Raw genomic sequence first — 20713 nt, 5'->3', positions numbered from 1 at the left:
AGATACAAGATGAATATTTTATTAATGGGTTTGCCTGGTGCCGGTAAAGGGACACAGAGTGAACGTCTAGTAAAAGATTATCAAATCGTACATATTGCAACTGGGGATATTTTCCGTGCTGCGATTCAGAACGAAACCCCACTTGGGCTCCAAGCCAAGGCTTACACTGACAACGGGAACCTAGTTCCTGATGAAGTGACCAACGCCATTGTACGTGAACGTTTAGCCCAAGACGACGTGAAAGCCCAAGGCTTCATGTTGGATGGCTACCCACGTACAAGCGCACAAGCTCAAGCGCTTGATCAAAACTTGGTGGAGTTAAACTCTCCAATCCATGCCGTTATCTATATCGATGTAGATCCAGAAGTCCTCAAGGATCGCTTGAGTGGCCGAATCATCTGCCGCAACTGTGGGGCAACCTACCACAAACTCTACAACCCACCGAAGGTTGAAGGTGTCTGTGACAATTGTGGTGCCAGTGATTTCTACCAACGTGAAGATGACAAGCCTGAGAAAGTTGCATATCGTATCAATCTCCAAATGGAATCAATTCGACCAATACTGGATTATTATGAGGAACGTGGGCTTCTTCACCGAGTGGATGGTCAACAAGCCATCGACAAGGTCTACGAAGATATCCGCCAGATTTTGTCCTCAGTGGCACAATAGCCTAACAGTAAGTTGGTAAGAGGAGGAAGTATGAATGGCTAAAGATGATGTAATTGAAGTTGAAGGTACAGTCATTGAAACTTTACCAAATGCAATGTTTAAGGTTGAATTAGAGAATGGGCATGAAATACTGGCTCACGTTTCAGGTAAAATCCGGATGAACTACATCCGCATCTTACCAGGAGATAAGGTAACGATTGAATTATCTCCTTACGATTTGACACGTGGTCGTATTACCTACCGCTTTAAGTAAACCGTTCCGTTTCGAATTTAAGGAGGGAATTAGTTAAGATGAAAGTTAGAGCATCTGTAAAGCCAATTTGCGAAAAATGTAAAATCATTCGTCGCAACGGCAATGTGATGGTAATTTGCGAAAATCCAAAACATAAACAACGTCAAGGTTAATAAGAAGGAGGTGCCAGATAAATGGCTCGTATTGCTGGAGTAGATATTCCGCGTGAAAAACGTGTAGTAATCTCATTAACATACATCTACGGTATTGGTTTGAAAACTGCACAACAAGTATTAAAACAAGCAAACGTTTCTGAAGACACTCGCGTTAAGGACTTATCAAACGATGAGCTCGACCGTATCCGTGAAATCATTGACGGCCTCAAAGTTGAAGGGGACTTACGTCGTGAAATTAGCTTGAACATCAAGCGTCTCCAAGAAATCGGTTCTTACCGTGGCTTACGTCACCGTCGTGGCCTGCCAGTTCGTGGTCAAAACACCAAGAACAACGCTCGTACACGTAAAGGACCTAAGAAAATGGTCACTGGTAAAAAATAATACTCGAATATAGAATGAAGGAGGTATAAACTTCATGGCAAAGAAAAAACAAGTTGCACGTCGTCGCCGTCGTGTTAGAAAAAATGTCGAGAAAGGTGTAGCACACATTCGCTCTACATTCAACAACACTATTGTTATGATCACTGACGTGAATGGTAATGCTATTTCATGGTCATCCGCAGGTTCATTAGGTTTCCGTGGTTCTAAGAAATCTACCCCATTCGCTGCACAAATGGCTTCAGAAGTGGCTGCTAAAGGTGCTATGGATCACGGGATGAAGACTGTTGAAGTAACAGTAAAAGGCCCAGGTTCAGGTCGTGAGTCAGCAATTCGTTCATTGCAAGCTACAGGTTTAGAAGTAACCGCCATCCGCGACGTTACCCCTATTCCTCACAACGGTTGCCGTCCTCCAAAACGTCGCCGCGTATAATCTAGATGACTCAAGCAACTGTGAAGCGCGTTATTACCAAGACTAACGTTTTGAAAGGGGAATATAATCGATGATCGAAATTGAAAAGCCAGAAATTAAAACGATTGAAGTCAGTGACGATGCCAAGTTTGGTAAAATTGTCGTTGAACCACTTGAACGTGGATATGGAACAACCCTTGGAAATTCATTACGTCGTATTTTATTATCTTCATTACCTGGTTCCGCTGTTACTAGCATCCAGATTGATGGAGTACTGCATGAATTTGCTACAGTTGAAGGTGTCGTGGAAGATGTTCCAACGATTATCTTGAACTTGAAGAAATTAGCATTGAAACTTCACACTCAAGAGTCAAAAGTAATTGAATTAAACGTCACCGGTCCAAAAGTTGTGACCGCAGCTGATATTATGCACGATAACGATGTGCAAATCCTCAACCCTGAGCTCTACATTTGCACCCTGGCTGATGGCGCTGAATTGAAGATGCGTCTCAACGTAGCCAACGGTCGTGGTTATGTACGGAGCGAACACAACAAACGGGAAGATATGCCAATCGGCGTCTTACCAATCGATTCGATCTATACCCCAATTAAGAAGGTAAACTATCAAGTCGAAAACACCCGTATCGGGCAAAAGAACGTTTATGATAAATTAACTTTAGATATTTGGACCGACGGTTCAATTAGTCCTGAAAAATCATTAAGTTTAGCCGCTAAAATCTTAACGGAGCACTTAAATATCTTCGTTAACCTCAACGATGAAGCGCGTCAAACTGAAATTATGGTTGAGAAGGAAGAAGCTGAAAAAGAGAAAATGTTAATCATGACGATTGAAGAGTTAGACTTATCCGTTCGTTCATACAACTGTTTGAAACGCGCGGGCATCAACACGATTCAAGAGTTGACTAACAAATCAGAAGCAGAAATGATTAAAGTACGTAACCTTGGCCGTAAATCATTAGAGGAAGTCAAACAAAAATTGGCTAACCTTGAGTTGAGCTTACGCCAAGACGACTAGTATAGGATATTTCATATTCAAAGCAAAGGAGGAAACTGAATAATGGCATACCGCAAATTAGGACGTAAGAGCGCACAACGTAACGCATTATTGCGTGACTTAACTACTGATGTGATCGTATACGGCCGTATCGAAACCACAGAAACTCGTGCCAAAGAAGTACGTAAATTCGTTGATCAAATGATTACCTTAGGTAAAAAAGGTGACTTAGCATCACGCCGTCGTGCTGCAGCATTCTTGCGTAACGAGATTGCTAGCGCAACCGTTGAAGGGGATCAAGTCGTTGTTGAACGTGTCTTGACTCGTTTGTTCGGTGAGTACGCTGAGCGCTACGCTGACCGCCAAGGTGGCTACACCCGTGTCTTGAAGACCGGCCCACGTCGTGGTGATGGCGCCCCAATGGCAATCATCGAATTAGTATAATAGAGTGAGAATTCGCTTTATGATGAGGAGTGTGACGATTCTGTAGCCTTGCTAACCAACTACAGGGTCTAGCTCTATAGCACGATTGGGGGAGCCTCCCGCTTCCCCAATCGCTAGCTATCATCGTAAAAGTGATTTTTTTTTGGACTTATACTCAAATTCTTGAAAGTGACGCCCCCAGGTGGTAGAGTAAGGGGGTGAGTTGCTTTCATAGCTAAGGCTAGGCAGGAAACTGGCTTTAGCTATGAAAGTAGCAAGGAGGCCCCAGAGGCAGAGAGGATGAAACAGACATGGCAGCAAGCGTTGTAAAACTATCGCATATCGATTTTCGTTACTATGGTAGCGAGGTCAATTCCCTGACCGATGTCTCCCTAGAAATCAAGGAAGGCGAATGGGTGGCCATTATTGGGCCAAACGGCTCAGGCAAGTCGACCCTAGCCAAAATTATGAATGGCCTCCTCGTGCCTGCTGCAGGCCAGGTAAGCATTAAGGATTTAACCATTGACGAAGAGACCGTTTGGGAGGCTCGTCGCTCAGTTGGCATGGTCTTCCAGAACCCAGACAACCAATTTGTTGGTTCGACGGTAGAAGATGATGTGGCCTTTGGCTTGGAGAATAATGGAGTGCCACGTCAGGAGATGATTAGCCGGATTGAAGAGGCGCTGGCTGAGGTTCGGATGTCAGAATTTAAGGGCAAGGAACCTGCCCGTCTATCAGGGGGCCAGAAGCAACGGGTAGCCCTGGCTAGCATCTTGGCCTTGCGGCCTGACATTATTATCTTGGATGAAGCGACTTCTATGTTGGACCCTAACGGTCGCCAAGAAGTGATTGCAGCCATCCGTAAGATTAAGGAACGCTTCAACCTGACGGTTATTTCCATTACCCATGACTTGGACGAAGCCAGCTTGGCTGACCGTATCCTCATGATGCAGGGCGGGCGCCTAGTCCAAGACAAGAAACCAGAAGAGATCTTCCTAATGGGGGAGCAATTAGTGGGACAGGGTCTGGATGTGCCTTTTTCACAGAAACTCAAGGACGCCCTAGCTGCCCGCGGACTGGATGTGCCGGATAACTATCTCGATGAGGAGGCCTTATTGACATGGATCACACCATTGTATTCGACCAAGTAAGTTACCATTACAATGCCAATACGCCTTTTGAGGTAGCGGCCCTCTTCGACGTTAATTTAACCATTCCAGCCCACCAAGTGACTGCCGTCATCGGCCATACGGGTTCAGGTAAGTCGACCTTGATTCAACACCTTAATGTTTTAATTAAGCCAACCAAGGGGTCTGTACGCCTAGGGGATGTCTTGGTTACATCTACGGCTAAGTTACCTTCCCTCAAGCCCTTGCGTAAGCAAGTTGGGGTCGTCTTCCAATTCCCGGAGGCCCAGCTCTTTGAAGAGACAGTCCTCAAGGATGTCATGTTTGGACCTTTGAATTTTGGTGTCTCGGAAGAGGAAGCGCTCGCCATTGCTAAGGAGAAACTAGCCCTAGTCGGCATCAGTTCGGACCTCTATGAGCGCTCACCTTTCGACCTCAGTGGCGGTCAAATGCGACGGGTGGCCATTGCCGGCGTTCTGGCCCTAGAACCGCAAGTGCTAGTCCTAGACGAGCCGACTGCCGGCTTAGACCCACTGGGACAAGCCCAAATGCTGGACATGTTCATGCGCCTCCAAAAAGAGGATAAGTTGACCCTGGTCTTAATCAGTCACCAAATGGATGACGTTGCCCGCTATGCCGACCATGTCATTGTCATGGAAGGGGGCACGGTGGTTAAGACGGGGACGCCTGAACAAGTCTTCAGCCAGACGGATTGGCTACGCCAACGGCGCTTAGATGTGCCACGCTCCATGCAGTTTCTGGAGAAATTACAGGAGCGCTTAGGAGACCAAGCCCTGGCCATTGACCAGGCGCCCCTGACCGTTGAAGCCTTAGCTGACTTGCTCATGGCCCATCTTCCAGCTAAGGAGGGAATCGGCCATGTTGGATAAAATGTTACTGGGACGCTATATCAATATGGACTCCTGGATTCATCGCTTAGATCCGCGGACCAAGTTGCTAGCTTCTTTCTACTTTATATTTGTGGTCTTCCTAGCCGATTCCTGGTTGGGTTATGCCATTTTGGCACTTTTTACCCTCTTGGCTATTAAGTTGACCGGTCTTTCCTTTAAGTTCTTTATCAATGGTGTCAAGCCCATGATTTGGCTGATTCTCTTCACCGTGGTCTTCCAGATTCTCTTCACTAATGGGGGCCATGTCTTCTGGCAGTGGGGACCTTTTGTCCTCTCGACCGGTGGTTTGGAGAGCGGGGCCTTTATCTTCATGCGTCTGGTCCTCATTATCATGATGTCCACTATCTTAACCTTAACGACGGCTCCACTGGAGCTAACGGATGGGATTGAACATCTCTTGCGGCCCCTGGCTCGCTTTGGTTTTCCAGCCCATGAGTTGGCCCTCATGCTGGCTATTGCCTTGCGCTATGTGCCAACCCTCATGGATGAAGCCCAGAAAATCATGAACGCCCAGCGCTCGCGTGGGGTAGAGTTCGATCAAGGTAGCCTCATGCAGAGAATGAAGGCTGTCGTGCCGATTTTGGTGCCCCTTTTCATCTCTGCCTTCAACCGGGCCGAAGAAATGGCAACCGCCATGGAAGCGCGGGGCTATCGCGGAGCAGAAGGCCGTACCAAGTATCGCCAGTTGGCCTACAGCCCAGCTGATCGACAAGTGCGTTGGGCCTTGCTAGTCCTGACCTTAGCCTTGTTAGCTAGCCGTTTCTGGCCAGTGGGGTGAGGCCATGCCACGTTATGCCATTCAACTCGCTTATGACGGGAGTCGCTTCGTCGGTTATCAAGTTCAAGCCAATGGACCTTCTATTCAGGCCAATCTAGACGCGGCTCTAATCAAAATGGCCAAGTGCCCAGAAGGCGTGACCATTCCCACAGTGGCGTCAGGCCGGACTGATTCGGGTGTCCATGCCTTGGGCCAGGTAGTACATTTTGATTATCCTGCCCCTATGCCTCAACAAGCCATGCAAAGAGCGCTCAATGCCCTCTTGGACCCGGCGATTAAGGTAGTGGCAGTGGCTCGGGTGGCCGATGATTTCCATGCCCGCTACCATGCCATCGGTAAGGAGTATCGTTATCGGGTGGATATAGGTGCCTATGCCAATCCCTTCAAACGTCTCTACAGTCTCCACCATCCTTATCGTTATGACTTAGATCGAATCAATCAAGCCTTGGAGGCAGTGGTGGGAACCCACGACTTCACTAGCTTCTGTTCGACCAAGACAGATAAGGAAGACAAGGTGCGGACCGTTCATCTGGCCCGAGTCTGGCAAGATAAGGACCAACAGGAACTAGTCTTCCAGTTCCAGGGGACAGGTTTCCTCTATAATATGATCCGGATTCTGGTCGGGACTAGCCTGCAAATCGGGGATGGGCTGCGTCCTGTCAATGAACTTGAGCGTTTAATCCAGGTTCAGAACCGCAAGGAAGCAGGTCCAACGGCGCCACCACAGGGTCTTTATCTCCATCAGGTGTTCTATGAGCCATCGCCATTTAACAACTAATTGATCAAGCTCTCTTGCCTAGCAAGGGGGCTTTTGCTTTGCTATTAAAAAAGCATTGACATTTATTCAGAGTTCCCTTAAAATTAACTCATGTGATTTTAATTTTACTAAGGAGGATACTTATGAAACAAGTACTCAAGAAATCCTTGTTAGCCGGCGCTGCCTTTTTAGCTTTGGCTGCAAGCTTACCAACACCTTTGCCGGCACACGCTCAAGGTAAAGAAGTCAACACCGTTGTGTCTTCAGAAATGGCAAGCATCGACCCAGCCAAAGCGTCTGATGCGCCAAGCGGGAACATCATCCATAACGTCTTCGAAGGTTTGACCCGTGAATCGCAAGACTTCAAGAGCCAAGTGCCTGGTGTGGCCGAATCTTGGCAAGTCAGCGAAGATGGCAAGACCTATACTTTCAAATTACGTTCAGACGCTAAATGGTCTAACGGCGACCCTGTTACTGCAGGTGACTTTGAATATGCCTGGAAACGTGTCATCAACCCTGAAACAGGAGCTGACTATGCAGGGCTCTTCTTCGTTATCGAAGGGGCGCAAGCCTACAACGAGGGCAAAGGTAGCGCAGACCAAGTTGGGGTCAAAGCAATCGACGACACTACCTTAGAAGTTAAGTTGGTCAACCCAACTGCCTACTTCTTAAGCTTAACTTCTTTTTATGCATTTGCACCTGTTAACAAGAAGGTGGTAGAAGCTAACGCTGACTGGGCTGACGACTTAAGCGACAAGTATGTCACTAACGGGGCCTTCAAGTTAGCTGAATGGAACCACAACTCAGATATTGCCTTAGAGAAGAATGACCAATACTGGGATAAGGACAATGTCAAGGTTGACCGCGTTAACGCGCAAATCGTGGAGTCTGATGCAACGGTTACTAAGATGTTCCAATCTGGTGAGATTGACTTCGTCAGCGCACCATTCGGGACCTTGTCTTTAGATTCTTTTGAAGGCTTCAAGAAACAAGGGATTCTCAATGTAGAGCCTCAATCTGCTATCTACGTCTACAAAATCAACACCAAGGACTCTGTAATGTCTAATGTCAATATCCGTAAGGCTTTGGCTTTAGCAATTGACCGTCAAGGTTTGGTAACTAACATTACCAAGGCTGAACAAAAACCTGCCAAGGGGATTGTGCCAGCTTCAGTTACTGGCTTCGAAGCAGACGCTAACTACTTCAAGGATGCCGACTATGAAGGCGCCAAAGAATACTTGGCTAAAGGTTTACAAGAATTAGGTCTCAAGGACCCAAGTGAATTGACCGTTAAGATTTCTATGAACACCAATGAAGCTCACGCAGCTATCGCTCAATACATCCAAGAAGGTTGGTCTAAGAACTTAGGAATCAAGGTAGAACTGGACAACTCTGAGTTCCAAGTTTACTTAGATCGTCTCAAGACCGGTGACTTCCAAGTGGCGCGTTTAGGTTGGTCTGGTGACTTCAACGATGCCTTAACCTTCTTAGATCAATACCGTAGCGCTGATGCGGGTAACAACTACACTGGTTGGGAAAATGCAGACTACGCTAAGTACCTAGAAGAAGCAGCCAAAGAAACAGACGCTAACAAACGTTTAGAAATTCTGAAGAAGGCTGAAAAAGTCTTAATGGACGAAATGCCAGTTATTCCAATCTATGACTACACTCATGTAAGTGTTAAGAAAGACAACATCAAGGGCTTAGCAACTTCGCCACTTGGTAAGATTGACTTGAAATACTTAGAAGTAGAATAAGAGTCTATGAATTAGGCCATATGCCCAGGGCTCCCCTTGCTTAGCGAGGGGAGCTTTTTTATGCCCAGAAAGCGCGTATTGTCGGAAAAAACATTGACAAATGGTGAATTAAACATTAAAATTAATTCATGTGTTTTTAATCTTTCGGGTGATGCTTTGTCAGCAATAGGGGCAAAAAAGCCGACAGAAAGTCATCCTCACGCTTAGTAAATCAAACCTTAAGCCGTGATTTTAATGAGAGAATAGAAGTAGCAAATAAGAGGTCGGGTTTATACTGATCCCCCGCCCTTAAATTATTAGAGGAGGAGTAGACATGCGCAAATACATCTTCAAGCGCCTAATTTATATGGTCATTGCCTTATTCTGTATTATCACTTTGACCTTCTTCCTGATGCGAATTGCACCAGGGAACCCATTTGCTAGCGAGAAGGCCTTGCCGGCTAACATTCAAGCCCAGCTCAACAAGCAATATGGCCTGAGCAACCCATGGTATATCCAGTTCAGAGATTACCTAGTGGGCATTCTTAAGTTCGACTTCGGTTATTCCATGAAGTACCGGGGCCGTTCAACCAACGATATCATCTTTTCTAGTTTCCCAGTATCCTTAGCCCTAGGGATGCAAGCTTTGGTCATCGCCGTAGGTTTGGGGACGACTTTAGGGGTTATTTCTGCCACCTACCATAACAAGGTGCGCGACTATGCTGCGACTGTGGTGGCGGTGCTAGGGATTTCTGTGCCTTCCTTTATCTTGGCAGGCCTCATCCAATACCTCTTCGCCGTTCATTTGGGCTGGTTCCCAGTGTCTGGTTGGAAAGGCTTTAGCTATACTATTCTGCCATCCTTTGCCCTTGGCTTAGGTTTCATGGGGAATATTGCCAAATTAACACGTTCTAGTATGTTGGAACAGAACACCTCCGAGTATGTCAAGTTAGCTAAGGCCAAAGGTCTCAGCAAGTGGAAGATTGTCTTCAAGCATACCTTGCGGAATGCCCTCTTGCCAGTTGTGTCCTACTTAGGGCCACTCTTGGCTGGGGTTGTCACAGGTTCCTTCATTGTCGAAAACATCTTCGCCATTCCAGGTTTGGGTGGCCAGTTCGTTAAGTCCATTACCAACCGTGACTACACCGTCATTATGGGGACCACAGTCTTTTATTCCATCCTGCTCTTATTTGCAGTCTTAGTGGTGGATATTGTCTATATGTGGATTGATCCACGCATTAAGTTAGAAGGAGGCGAGTCAGCGTGAGCCAAGTAGAATATACAGCCCAAGATTTTGAATTGGTCGGGATCAAAGAGGGCCAGACTGACATCTTAAGTCAGAAGACGACCTCTTTCTGGGGCCAAGTCTTTCATACCTTTGCCCGCAACAAGCTGGCCCTCTTCAGTGTGGCCTTGCTGGTAGTCATTGCTCTCTTGGCCATTTTCGTGCCGATCTTCTGGCCGATTAGCTTTAGTGATCAAACAGGGTCCTACAATACGGCCCCTAATGCTACCTATCTCTTCGGTACTGATAACCTGGGACGGGATGTCTTCGTCCGCGTCTGGGTAGGTGCCCGTATCTCCCTCTTTATCGGCTTAATCGCAGCGGTCATTGACCTCGTAATCGGCGTCCTCTGGGGCGCGACAGCCGGCGTCCTTGGGGGACGTGTGGACGATGTCATGATGCGGATTGCCGACGTCTTAACCGCGCTACCTTATCTCTTGGTCGTGGTTCTGGTCATGGTGGTCCTAGACAAGGGCTTGTTACCGATGATTGTAGCCCTATCCTTGACTGGTTGGGTACGTATGGCCCGGATTGTGCGGGGGGAAGTGCTATCTATTAAGAACCAGGAGTATGTCTTAGCTTCTCGGACTTTGGGGGCTAGCACTTGGCACCTAATCCGTCGCCACTTGATTCCAAATGCCTTGGGTGGCATTATCGTCACCATGACCTTATCAATTCCAGGGGCAATCTTTACCGAGTCCTTCCTAAGCTATCTTGGTTTGGGGGTTACCCAACCTATGGCCAGCTGGGGGACCATGGCCTCCGAAGGGAACGAAGCCTTGGCAACAGCGCCATGGCGTCTTGTCTTCCCAGCCTTGCTCATCTCCATTACCATCTTCGCCTTCAATACCATTGGCGATGGCTTGCGGGATGCCTTGGATCCAAAATTAAGAAAGTAGGGAGATCTCATGACTGAACCATTGTTAGAAGTAAAGAATCTCCGCATTAATTTCAAGACTTATGCCGGCCTAGTACAGGCAGTACGGGGTGTAGACTTCACCTTGGCCAAGGGTGAGACCCTGGCGATTGTAGGGGAGTCTGGCTCAGGTAAGAGTGTAACCTCTAATGCCTTGATGCGCCTTATTCCGCAGCCTGCTGGTCGTTATGAAGATGGCCAAATCCTCTTCGAGGGCAAGGACCTGCTCAAATTATCTGAACGGGAAATGGAAAGTATCCGCGGTAATGAAATCGCCATGATTTTCCAAGACCCTATGACGGCCCTTAACCCTACCATGCGAGTAGGTAAGCAAATCATGGAAGTGATTCTGACCCACAAGAAAGGAGTCAGCAAGGAAGCTGCTAAGCAAAGGGCCATTGAGCTCCTAGCAGAAGTAGGGATTCCAGATCCAGAACGTCGCTTTAAGCAGTATCCTCACGAGTTTTCAGGTGGGATGCGGCAACGGGTGGTCATCGCCATTGCCTTGGCCGCTGAGCCTAAGATCTTGATTGCGGATGAACCAACCACGGCCTTAGACGTGACTATCCAGGCGCAAATCCTGGAACTCATGAAGAAAATTCAAGAGAAGAACGGCAATGCCATTATCTTTATCACCCACGACTTGGGTGTAGTAGCCAATGTGGCCGACCGTGTGGCGGTGATGTATGCCGGCCAAATCGTCGAGTACGGCTCTTCTCATGACATTTTCTACAATCCTAAACATCCTTATACTTGGGGCCTATTGGGCTCTATGCCAGACTTGGATAGTGAAGATAGCGAGGAGCTCTATACCATTCCAGGTGCGCCACCTAACTTGATTAATCCACCAGTTGGTGACGCTTTTGCGCCACGTAACCCTTACGCCCTGGCAATTGATTACAAGGCAGAGCCACCTTTTTATGAGGTGAGTCCTGGCCACTATGCCAAAACATGGCTACTCCATCCTGAGGCGCCTAAGGTAGAACTACCTGAGGTCATTCGCCACCGGATTGAATCTTATCAAGCGCGTAGAGAAGAGGTGCCACATGCCTAAGAAGTTATTAGAAGTTCAAAACCTAGTCCAACACTTTGGCAAGAAGTCAGCGCCTATTAAGGCCGTTGACGGCATTAGCTTCGATGTCTATGAAGGGGAAACCCTAGGCTTGGTTGGGGAGTCAGGTTGTGGTAAGTCGACGACAGGTCGTTCCATTATCGGTCTCTATGACATCACCGATGGTCAAATCATCTTCGACGGTAAGCCAGTATCAGACCTTAAGTCTCAGGCTCAACGTCAAGCCTTCGCTCGCGACGTGCAAATGATCTTCCAAGATCCTTATGCTTCCCTCAACCCGCGGATGACCGCCGGGGAAATTATTGCCGAAGGTTTCGATATTCATGGCCTCTATCGCAATAAGCAGGAGCGGGCAGACCGCATTGCTGAATTACTGGAAGCAGTTGGTCTCAACCGCGAGCATGCTAACCGTTATGCCCATGAGTTCTCAGGGGGCCAACGCCAACGGCTAGGAATTGCCCGTGCCTTGGCGCTCAAGCCGCGTTTCATCATTGCCGATGAGCCCATTTCGGCCTTGGACGTATCCATTCAAGCTCAGGTGGTTAACCTGCTCAAACGCCTACAGAAGGAACGTGGCCTGACCTATCTCTTCATCGCCCACGACCTGTCCATGGTCAAGTACATTAGTGACCGCATTGCGGTGATGTACGCAGGTAAAATCGTTGAAGTAGGCCCAGCCCACGATCTCTATCATTCACCTGTCCACCCTTATACCCGCTCCCTCCTATCAGCGGTCCCTCAACCGGACCCAATTAGTGAGAGCACTCGTGTGCGTCAGCCTTATCAACATGAGGAAACCGATGCACCCCTAAGTCAACATCAAGTAGCAGAGGGTCACTATGTCTATGCCAGCGATGAGCAATTTCAACGCTGGATGCAAGCCCGCTAAGCTAGCTTTTAAGGCTGAGATTGAAATCTCAGCCTTTTTTGGTTACAGCCAGGTTACTATTGTGTAAGATGAGGCCACCTGGCTTGCATTTAAGAGGCCTGGATGGCACAATAGAAGGAACTTTAGCCAGAGAGTGCAGAGAGGATGTCCGCCATGTCAATCGTTATTCGGTCCGCCAACCCACAAGATGCCCCAAGCCTGAGAGCCATTTACCGGCCTTATGTGGAGCGGACGGTGATTTCCTTCGAGTATGAAGTGCCCTCTGTGTCAGATTTTCGTCAGCGGATTAAGCAGACCCTGGCCCACTATCCCTACTTGGTGGCGGAATTGGAGGGAGAAGTAGTAGGCTATGCCTATGGCTCGGCCTTCCATCCCAGAGCAGCCTACCAGTATGTGGCCGAAGTCTCTGTCTATCTCAAACGCTCGGTCCGGGGTCAGGGCATCGGGGCCAAGCTCTATGCGGCCCTAGAAGAAGCCTTGCGCCAGCAGGGCATTCGGCGGGTGACCGCCTGTGTGGCCTATCCTGGTGAGGGTAGCGTGGAGTTCCACCTCAAGCAGGGCTATCACCAAGTAGCCTTATTCGAGAAGGTGGGTTATAAGTTTGATGCTTGGCAGGATGTGGCCTGGTTCCAGAAAGACCTTTAAGGGGCACCTTATGTTAGATTATCTAACATAACTTGTTACCTCTTCCTTGCAATGTCTGGGACCGTCCTCTATACTGTTGGAGTATATAAAAGGAGTGAACCAGTTTATGAAAGATATGATTAAAAGGCTTATGCTGGTCTTGGTGGTCTTCTTAGGCCTACAAGTACCAAGTGTCAAGGCCGCTGAACATTATGTGATTGCGACGGATACAACCTTTGCGCCCTTCGAATTCCAAGACTCCTCAGGTAATTATGTGGGGATTGATATGGACTTACTAGCAGCCATTGCGGAAGCAGAAGGCTTCACCTATGAAATCAAGCCCCTGGGCTTTGCTGCGGCTGTTCAAGCCTTGGAGAGTGACCAAGTAGATGGCGCCATTGCCGGCATGACCATTACCGATGCCCGCAAGGCCAGCTTCGACTTCTCGGATAACTACTATGAGTCCGGTCTCCAATTCGCGGTAGCCGCTGACAGCAAGATTTCGGATCTAGAGGGCTTGCGCGGCAAGAAAATCGCAGTTAAAACCGGGACCGCCGGCGCCGACTTGGCCAACAAGTTGAAGGACGACTACAAGTTCACTGTGGTGACCTTCAAGGATTCGGCTAATATGTATGAAGATGTCTTAACAGGTAACAGTGACGCGACCATTGAAGATGCGCCCGTCATTGCCTATGCCATTAAGAATGGTAACCTCCGCCTCAAGCTCATCGGCGAAAAATTAGAGACCAGCCAAACCGGCTTTGCGGTTAAAAAAGGCAAGAATGCTGAGCTCTTGGCAGCCTTCAACCGTGGCTTGGCCAACCTCAAATCTTCTGATAAGTATCAAAGTATTTTAGATAAGTATATTGGGGAGGATGCGGAAGCTAGCGCTCAAAACTCCTTCTTGGGTCAAGTGGCTGAGAATGGGCCAGCCCTCTTGTCAGGTTTAGGTACCACTTTGTGGATTGCCTTCATCTCAGTGGCCCTCGCTCTTATCTTAGGGATTATCCTAGGGCTCTTGCGAGTCCAGGCCAACCCCTGGTTGAGTGGGATTGCCGCAGTCTATGTCGACCTCATGCGTGGGGTGCCATTGATTGTCCTATCCTTCTTCATCTACTTCGGGATTCCGCAAATGACCGGCGTGCGCTTCAGTTCTGCGACAGCAGGGATCATGACGCTTAGCTTGAACGCCGCGGCCTATGTAGCGGAGATTGTCCGCGGGGGGATTCAAGCCATTGACAAGGGCCAGATGGAAGCCAGCCGTAGTCTGGGCCTCTCCTATGGTAAGACTATGCAGAAGATTATCCTGCCTCAAGCCATTAAGCTCATGATTCCATCCTTCATCAACCAATTCGTCATTACCCTCAAGGATACTTCGATTCTGTCGGTTATCGGTTTAGTCGAATTGACCCAAACCGGGAGCGTCATTATCGCGCGTACCTACCAATCCGGCTCCATGTGGTTGATTGTTGGTCTCATGTACTTGATCGTGATCACAGCCTTAACACGCCTATCCAAACGTTTAGAAGGAGGGAAGTAAGATGACAGAACTCAGCCAAGAAATGCCAAAAGTCCTGGTTCGCGGACTTAAGAAACAGTACGGCGATAATGTGGTGCTTAAGTCTATCGACTTAACCATTCAACCGGGGGAAGTAGTCTGTGTCATTGGCCCTTCCGGTTCCGGTAAATCTACCATGCTACGTTGCCTTAACCGTATGGAAGAAATTAACGGGGGCAAGGTCTTCGTGGATGGGGTGGATATTACAGATCCTAAGGAAGACATCAACAAGATTCGCCAGAATATTGGCATGGTCTTCCAACACTTCAACCTCTTCCCACACTTAAGTGTCTTGGACAATATCACCCTAGCGCCTATGGAGCTCAAAGGCCTATCCAAGGTTGAAGCCGAGTCCCTGGCCCTCTATCTCTTAGAGTCAGTTGGCTTGGCCGACAAGGCCCATGTAGCGCCTAACTCCCTATCCGGGGGTCAAAAGCAACGGGTGGCTATCGCCCGAGCCCTGGCTATGCAACCAGATGTCCTGCTCTTCGATGAGCCAACTTCCGCCCTGGACCCTGAGATGGTCGGCGATGTCCTAGATGTTATGAAGAAATTAGCCGAAGACGGCATGACTATGATTGTGGTCACACACGAAATGGGCTTCGCTCGTGAAGTGGCCGACCGCGTCATCTTCATGGATGGTGGCTTCATCGTCGAAGAAAATGTGCCTGAAGAACTCTTCAGCCATCCAAGCCATGAACGGACCCAAAGCTTCCTGAATAAGGTGCTTCATTAATTAAGCTAACCAGTTAAACCTAGCCATGCATGGCTAGGTTTTTGCTTACCCTATTTATCTATTACATAGATAAATAGGGTCTGAGTCAGCATAATTACGTGCTCAGTTAGAAACAAATTGTGGGGCTAGCAGGCCTAGGAACCAAACAAGTCCTGCCCTTAGTCCCTTAATGAGGCGATTGACCGGCCTTTTTAGTCAAAAATCCTTGCTAAATCCGGGAAAATTTGCCACAATGGTAAAGTGAATTCAGAACAGAGGAGACTTAGCCATGAACCAAGTCAGTCATTACCTGCCAATCACTGCCTTGCAGGTGCCAGACTATTACTTTGATATCCATTTACCTTCTTGGGAAGAGGTGGCCCGCGTCTTTATCCATCAAGTCGCTAAGCAAGCCTATCCTGAGCTAGATCAAGCAGAGGCCAACCTGACGGACCAGCAGGTGGCAGCGTTGGGCTTGCAAGGGGTTAGTAACCTGACCGACCTCAAGCACTATGCCATGGACCTCTTCCGCCAAAGTCAAATCCAGACCCGCTTCTACCAACATATCCTGCCTTTCCTAGCCTCTTATATTGCGGAAACGGCTCAATATGTTCTAGATGCTGAAGATATGGCAACGACTGTCTATAGCCAACTCAAGGAAATGACCGAGGAAGACCCTGATATCGATCAAGATGCCCTTCGGGAAAGTCTAGAGGAAGACTATATCTTCCGCCTAGTGGCCGGCCAGTGGTATGCTGACCAAGGGGGTGGCCTGACTGAACTAGACTATGACGCCTATATCGTGTCCAGTGCCGTCAACCAAGGGGCGGATGAGATTGCCCTACGGGAACGCTTCTCCTATCCGGACTTCCAAGCCATGATGCCGACTTTAGCCTACACCGAGGCCCTCTTCCAACACTTCCTGCCGCGCTTCCGTTTTGTGATTGCGCCGGCTAATCAAGAAGGGGGGCAGCCAGCTTGAGTCAACCAACACGGGCTCAGTACCGTTCCGATCATAAGGGCCAGAAAGCGCCTAAGAAGACGCGGACAGAGCAGACGCCTGGCTCCTATAAGCATTACTATTTATTAGCCCTAGGCCTGGTGGCAGGTCTGGTGCTAGTGGCAGCAGCCTTTTTCCTCTGGCTTATGCCGCAAATGAAGCAATCGACTGAGCGCTCGCACTTGGCGCGGGCGGCCAACTGGGTGGATACCTATACGGTGGACCTGGATCCCCAGCGGGAGGTACTGGTTGAGGACCTGCGTCAGGTCGACATTCAACCAGAGAACCAAGCACCTAGCGCCCAGTATTTTACTAAGCAAGAATTAGATAAGCGTACCGAGACTTCCTTCGCCCGGCGGATTCGTCAGGTGACCGATACGGATGCCAATGGCTTCGCCTGGTATTGGGGCCAGCAGCAGGAGGAATACCTCTATCGCCATGGCCGTCCTTATACGGGTTGGTTTGGCCAACCTGGTAGTGAGTGGACCTACTATAAGGATGGCCGCCTAGATCAGCAGGCAACCATCGACAAGGAAACGGCTCGACTACGGGCTGATGAGGCGACCTTTATCCAGTCCTTCGTGCCGAGTTATCAAGCCCGCTTTGTCTACCTTAAGGCTAAGAGTGAATCGATGTATTACGTGGACCGCCAGTCCATTCGTTATTCCATTCTCAACCGCGGCCGGGATGGACTCTTACTGTCCAACTTCCCAGGCCAGCCTAACTCCTACTTTCTAGCCAATACCAACAAGTATGCGGACATTCCTATGGAAGTGACCGAGGAAGCTGTGGTCGATAACCAGACCTGGCTCCATGTGGCCATCGGCTACCAAGACTTGGGCTGGATTCGTCAGGATTTGACCTATCAAGACTATGTCTTAACTAACTATAGTGAGCGTAAGCTCATTGACACCGTCCGGCAAATCATGCGCGAGGAAATTGACAGCATGGGTATTATGGCGGGGGCTTCCTTCGTCGATAATGAGACCATGGCCCAAGTGGATGTGGATAATCAAATCTTCTTCCCAGCCAGCACGCAGAAAATCTATGTCTTGACCGAGTTGTACCGCCAGTACAAAGAAGGCAAGCTCCAGCCAAGCCAGACCATGGCCATGGAAGGTTCTAATATTGTGCCGGGTGCCGGCCATATCAATGAGACACCGGCAGGGACCGTCTACAGCCTAGACGAGCTCGTCGATTATGTGGCCATCTATAGTGATAACACGGCGGCTAATATGCTGATTGAAGCCGTGGGTGGCGGGGGCATCGTGACCCAGCACGCCCATGAGTTGGGCATGTTAGATACCTATCTGGAAGGTAAATACTACCAGAATGATAATGGCCGTTTCCAGACCACCCCAGATAATGCGGCGCGGCTCTTCGCCAAACTAGCCAACCATGAACTCAACGGCGAGCCATGGGATTCCATGTTGATTGACAAGTTGCGACTCAACAGCCATTCCTTCCTGCGGACCTATCTCTATGAGACAGATTCCTGGAACAAGTCAGGTCTAGGTGCTCCAGAGCAAAATGACGTGGCCACCTTCGTGACCCAGTACGGCAGCTATTCCATTGCCGTCTACACCAACTCCTGGAGTGACTATGATGCGCGCTTCGACCAAGTAGGCCGCCTGTCCCAACGGGTTTACGAGGCCTTCAACCAGATTCGTTCCGACCTCTGGCACCCTTATGACCCAGAGCAAGGCTTCTATCGTTAGAAATGAAAAAGTCCCAATATATCATATATGATATATTGGGACTTTTCTTTGTGGGTAAGAGTAGAGGGCTGGCGCAATTACATTTTTCTCTTAGGTCAATGTGCTGAATCCTATTTTGGGAAGACTTTAGAGTATTTGTGACTTAAGATGTGGGAAAACAAGTAAATAAATCAATGAAATAAGCATATAGGATAAGCCAAAAATCATGAAAAAGGCATGAGTAGGAATATAGCTTGCTAAAGTCCCCCACGCTAGAGAAGCTAGTGGCATAATGCCCACTGCTATAGTACTTTTTGCCGACAAGACTCGTCCCAAGAATTGTTCAGGAACAAACTCTAAAATTAATGGATTATGGACGGTGTAGTTAAATCCTAGGAAGACAGAAGATAAGCCTACCATAAAGAGTAGTGCGATAGGATTTCTTGTTAGGAGACTTGCTAAGAACATAAAAATGCCATAGAATAACGAGCCTAAAATCATCTTGGTTGAACGCGAATAGGAGTCCAATGCTTTTGTGGTGATTAAAGCACTACCGATTACGACTCCTATGGAAGTGCAGACCCCGAAAAAACCTAAGAAAACAGGGTCATTCCATTCTTCTGCAAGCTGCACTATGTAAATAGATAAACCAGAAAACATGATATTTGCAATTGTCTCTCCAAGCATAAGCCAGAGAGGCATCTGATATTTTTTAAGTAACTTAAAACCTTCTAGCCAATCGATTTTTGATTCAGAATCTACTTTTGGGATTTCTTCATCAATAGCAATAGTGTTAAAAATACTTGCAGATCCTACAAAGGAGGCAACAGAGGTGGCTATTAGGAATAAAGGATGGATAACTTTGAGAGCAAAACCAATCAAACCATTAAATAAGTAATCAGACATTTGATAAGCCATTATCATGTATGATTGAGACTTATCCATATCTTCTTTAGCAACCAGGAGTGGTAAAAATGCGTCTTGCGTCGTATAGGTATTCATCCCAAATAAGCTGCATAGAAAGGCAGAAATACATAATAATAGAGGAAAGTCTATATTAAGTAGTAACAATAAAAAGAGTAACAAAGAGCCAAAGGCTTGCCCGATTTCTAATACGATAAGAAGGGTCTTTTTCTTATGGCGGTCAACAATATGTCCAACTAGGAATTCGAAGAGTGTAGGTAAGTATATGAGGGCATTTAATACCCCCACCCAGAAAATCTCATGAGTGGCTTGTATGAGATACCATGATACAGTTAGTGAGTATATACTATCGCCAAAATTACTTAACAGTCGGCCTGCCCATAGCTTCTTGAAATTATGATTCATGAGGCGCCTCCAGTATCTAAAAATTAGTGCTAATGGGATTGAGTATCCTTTTAGTTTGCATTAAATAGTATACGGTAGGACTTAGGAGAAGGCGGCATTTTTTTCCTATATGATAAAAGAAAGTAAACGCTAAGATTTTTATCAATCACTGTATCTATTTAGGAAATCTTTGTATTCACGTGCTAAATCCGGTCTGCGCATCTGATTAAGAACGGAAATAGCCTGTCGAGAAATAGAGAGTCCTTTATCATAGTTGCCGTGAACTATTAGGTAGATTCCCTTATAAAAATTAATCCGATTAATTTCTGCAAAGTAATCCGTGCCACTTAACAAGTTTTCTGCTTGGATAAATAAATTATTCAGGCCGTCATAGTGTTCATTTTCGATGAGCGTATGGATGATATTGCCGATGATAATGCTTAGTTCATTAACGTGCTTAGGAGATTTAGAGAACTTAGACGAGCGATTAATCGCAATTCTACTCAGGTTATACATTTTATCAATAGGGATAAAATTTAGGCTATTGCCAAATAAAACGAGCTCATATTCTCCCCACTCCTCCACCCGGTAAAGATAATCAGTGATTTTCTTAATTTTATGTGGCTCAAATGATAAGCCGTTCAAAAGATTGATGTACTGACTAATTATAATGAGATTATGTTCGAATCGACTATCACTATACTGCTTCAAAAGTAACTTTTGGTCATCGTATAGTTGATTGAGTAGTGCGAGATCATTATTAACTAGAGCGGTGCTTAATTGTTGAAGAAATGCTGTCTGAGAATATCCCTCTAAATGCCCTAGTATTAATTCGAACTCTCGGTAGGAAATGTTGAGGCGAGATAGTAAACGTATGAACTTGTTAGAAGTAATTTCGTGTTCACCACGCTCAAACTTCGATAAGAAGGGCAAAGATACAATCCCTTTAGATGCTTCTTCAAGGGTCATTCCTTTTGATAGTCTTAGTTCTCTAAAGATAGTTCCTAGTTGCTGAGGGCAAACATTTTTCTTCAT

Annotated in this window: 23 protein-coding genes; 21 read left to right on the top strand and 2 right to left on the bottom strand. The window is 47.4% G+C overall.

The annotated features are described in order from the left end of the window. Positions 1 to 9 precede the first annotated feature (9 nt). The 21 genes from ACO53F_RS02435 to ACO53F_RS02335 all read left to right on the top strand — a co-directional run bounded on the left by ACO53F_RS02435 (position 10) and on the right by ACO53F_RS02335 (position 18391). Entirely contained in the window at positions 10 to 669 is a 660-nt protein-coding gene (locus ACO53F_RS02435; protein ID WP_070756168.1) for an adenylate kinase, read from the top strand. Between the two features lie 34 nt (positions 670 to 703). Next, a complete protein-coding gene (gene infA / locus ACO53F_RS02430; RefSeq protein WP_023391463.1) occupies positions 704 to 922 on the top strand; it encodes a translation initiation factor IF-1 in 219 nt (72 codons plus the stop codon). A 38-nt stretch (positions 923 to 960) separates the two neighbouring features. Further along, entirely contained in the window at positions 961 to 1074 is a 114-nt protein-coding gene (rpmJ, locus tag ACO53F_RS02425; RefSeq protein WP_083316295.1) for a 50S ribosomal protein L36, read from the top strand. Positions 1075 to 1095: 21 nt separating this feature from the next. After that, positions 1096 to 1458 (top strand): 30S ribosomal protein S13, encoded by a 363-nt coding sequence (rpsM, locus tag ACO53F_RS02420; protein ID WP_023391462.1) that lies wholly within the window; start codon positions 1096 to 1098, stop codon positions 1456 to 1458. 34 nt (positions 1459 to 1492) lie between these two features. Further along, positions 1493 to 1888: a 30S ribosomal protein S11 gene (gene rpsK, locus ACO53F_RS02415; RefSeq protein WP_023391461.1), complete on the top strand. Its 396-nt coding sequence runs from the start codon at positions 1493 to 1495 to the stop codon at positions 1886 to 1888. A gap of 70 nt (positions 1889 to 1958) precedes the next feature. Beyond that, positions 1959 to 2903 carry a DNA-directed RNA polymerase subunit alpha gene (locus ACO53F_RS02410; RefSeq protein WP_070756169.1) on the top strand — a complete coding sequence of 315 codons (945 nt, stop codon included), beginning with the start codon at positions 1959 to 1961 and terminating at the stop codon, positions 2901 to 2903. 42 nt (positions 2904 to 2945) lie between these two features. After that, positions 2946 to 3326, top strand: a complete 381-nt coding sequence (gene rplQ / locus ACO53F_RS02405) for a 50S ribosomal protein L17 (RefSeq protein WP_023391459.1) — start codon at positions 2946 to 2948, stop codon at positions 3324 to 3326. Between the two features lie 290 nt (positions 3327 to 3616). Continuing rightward, positions 3617 to 4456, top strand: a complete 840-nt coding sequence (locus ACO53F_RS02400; RefSeq protein ID WP_485137170.1) for an energy-coupling factor ABC transporter ATP-binding protein — start codon at positions 3617 to 3619, stop codon at positions 4454 to 4456. Continuing rightward, complete coding sequence (locus ACO53F_RS02395) at positions 4426 to 5322, top strand: energy-coupling factor ABC transporter ATP-binding protein (RefSeq protein ID WP_485137169.1); 897 nt, start codon at positions 4426 to 4428, stop codon at positions 5320 to 5322. Before ACO53F_RS02400 ends, ACO53F_RS02395 begins: the two co-directional genes overlap by 31 nt. Continuing rightward, complete coding sequence (locus ACO53F_RS02390; protein ID WP_306486765.1) at positions 5312 to 6121, top strand: energy-coupling factor transporter transmembrane component T family protein; 810 nt, start codon at positions 5312 to 5314, stop codon at positions 6119 to 6121. Before ACO53F_RS02395 ends, ACO53F_RS02390 begins: the two co-directional genes overlap by 11 nt. Before the next feature lie 4 nt (positions 6122 to 6125). Next, a complete protein-coding gene (gene truA / locus ACO53F_RS02385; protein WP_485137168.1) occupies positions 6126 to 6899 on the top strand; it encodes a tRNA pseudouridine(38-40) synthase TruA in 774 nt (257 codons plus the stop codon). Between the two features lie 122 nt (positions 6900 to 7021). Further along, positions 7022 to 8635 carry a peptide ABC transporter substrate-binding protein gene (locus tag ACO53F_RS02380; protein ID WP_485137167.1) on the top strand — a complete coding sequence of 538 codons (1614 nt, stop codon included), beginning with the start codon at positions 7022 to 7024 and terminating at the stop codon, positions 8633 to 8635. 313 nt (positions 8636 to 8948) lie between these two features. Then, positions 8949 to 9881 carry an ABC transporter permease gene (locus tag ACO53F_RS02375; RefSeq protein ID WP_485137166.1) on the top strand — a complete coding sequence of 311 codons (933 nt, stop codon included), beginning with the start codon at positions 8949 to 8951 and terminating at the stop codon, positions 9879 to 9881. Beyond that, positions 9878 to 10798, top strand: a complete 921-nt coding sequence (locus ACO53F_RS02370) for an ABC transporter permease (RefSeq protein WP_485137165.1) — start codon at positions 9878 to 9880, stop codon at positions 10796 to 10798. Before ACO53F_RS02375 ends, ACO53F_RS02370 begins: the two co-directional genes overlap by 4 nt. Before the next feature lie 9 nt (positions 10799 to 10807). Continuing rightward, positions 10808 to 11869, top strand: a complete 1062-nt coding sequence (locus tag ACO53F_RS02365) for an ABC transporter ATP-binding protein (RefSeq protein WP_070756176.1) — start codon at positions 10808 to 10810, stop codon at positions 11867 to 11869. Next, the gene (locus ACO53F_RS02360; RefSeq protein WP_485137164.1) at positions 11862 to 12776 is read left to right on the top strand and encodes an ABC transporter ATP-binding protein; all 915 of its coding nucleotides are present in this window, start codon (positions 11862 to 11864) and stop codon (positions 12774 to 12776) included. The genes ACO53F_RS02365 and ACO53F_RS02360 overlap by 8 nt, the downstream gene beginning before the upstream one ends. A gap of 153 nt (positions 12777 to 12929) precedes the next feature. Beyond that, complete coding sequence (locus ACO53F_RS02355) at positions 12930 to 13421, top strand: GNAT family N-acetyltransferase (RefSeq protein WP_070756178.1); 492 nt, start codon at positions 12930 to 12932, stop codon at positions 13419 to 13421. Between the two features lie 106 nt (positions 13422 to 13527). Next, positions 13528 to 14940 carry an amino acid ABC transporter substrate-binding protein/permease gene (locus ACO53F_RS02350; RefSeq protein WP_485137163.1) on the top strand — a complete coding sequence of 471 codons (1413 nt, stop codon included), beginning with the start codon at positions 13528 to 13530 and terminating at the stop codon, positions 14938 to 14940. Positions 14941 to 14962: 22 nt separating this feature from the next. Continuing rightward, positions 14963 to 15694 carry an amino acid ABC transporter ATP-binding protein gene (locus ACO53F_RS02345; protein ID WP_291428069.1) on the top strand — a complete coding sequence of 244 codons (732 nt, stop codon included), beginning with the start codon at positions 14963 to 14965 and terminating at the stop codon, positions 15692 to 15694. 268 nt (positions 15695 to 15962) lie between these two features. Next, positions 15963 to 16655 carry a hypothetical protein gene (locus ACO53F_RS02340; RefSeq protein ID WP_454922483.1) on the top strand — a complete coding sequence of 231 codons (693 nt, stop codon included), beginning with the start codon at positions 15963 to 15965 and terminating at the stop codon, positions 16653 to 16655. Continuing rightward, complete coding sequence (locus tag ACO53F_RS02335) at positions 16652 to 18391, top strand: serine hydrolase (protein ID WP_485137162.1); 1740 nt, start codon at positions 16652 to 16654, stop codon at positions 18389 to 18391. Before ACO53F_RS02340 ends, ACO53F_RS02335 begins: the two co-directional genes overlap by 4 nt. 126 nt (positions 18392 to 18517) lie before the next feature. Here the strand turns inward: ACO53F_RS02335 and ACO53F_RS02330 are convergent, their stop codons facing one another. Both ACO53F_RS02330 and ACO53F_RS02325 read right to left on the bottom strand, forming a co-directional pair. Continuing rightward, complete coding sequence (locus ACO53F_RS02330; RefSeq protein WP_485137161.1) at positions 18518 to 19699, bottom strand: MFS transporter; 1182 nt, start codon at positions 19697 to 19699, stop codon at positions 18518 to 18520. 141 nt (positions 19700 to 19840) lie between these two features. Next, a complete protein-coding gene (locus ACO53F_RS02325) occupies positions 19841 to 20713 on the bottom strand; it encodes a helix-turn-helix domain-containing protein (protein WP_485137160.1) in 873 nt (290 codons plus the stop codon).

Source organism: Abiotrophia sp. (genome assembly GCF_057275535.1).
This window is presented reverse-complemented; position numbering and strand designations above follow the sequence as displayed.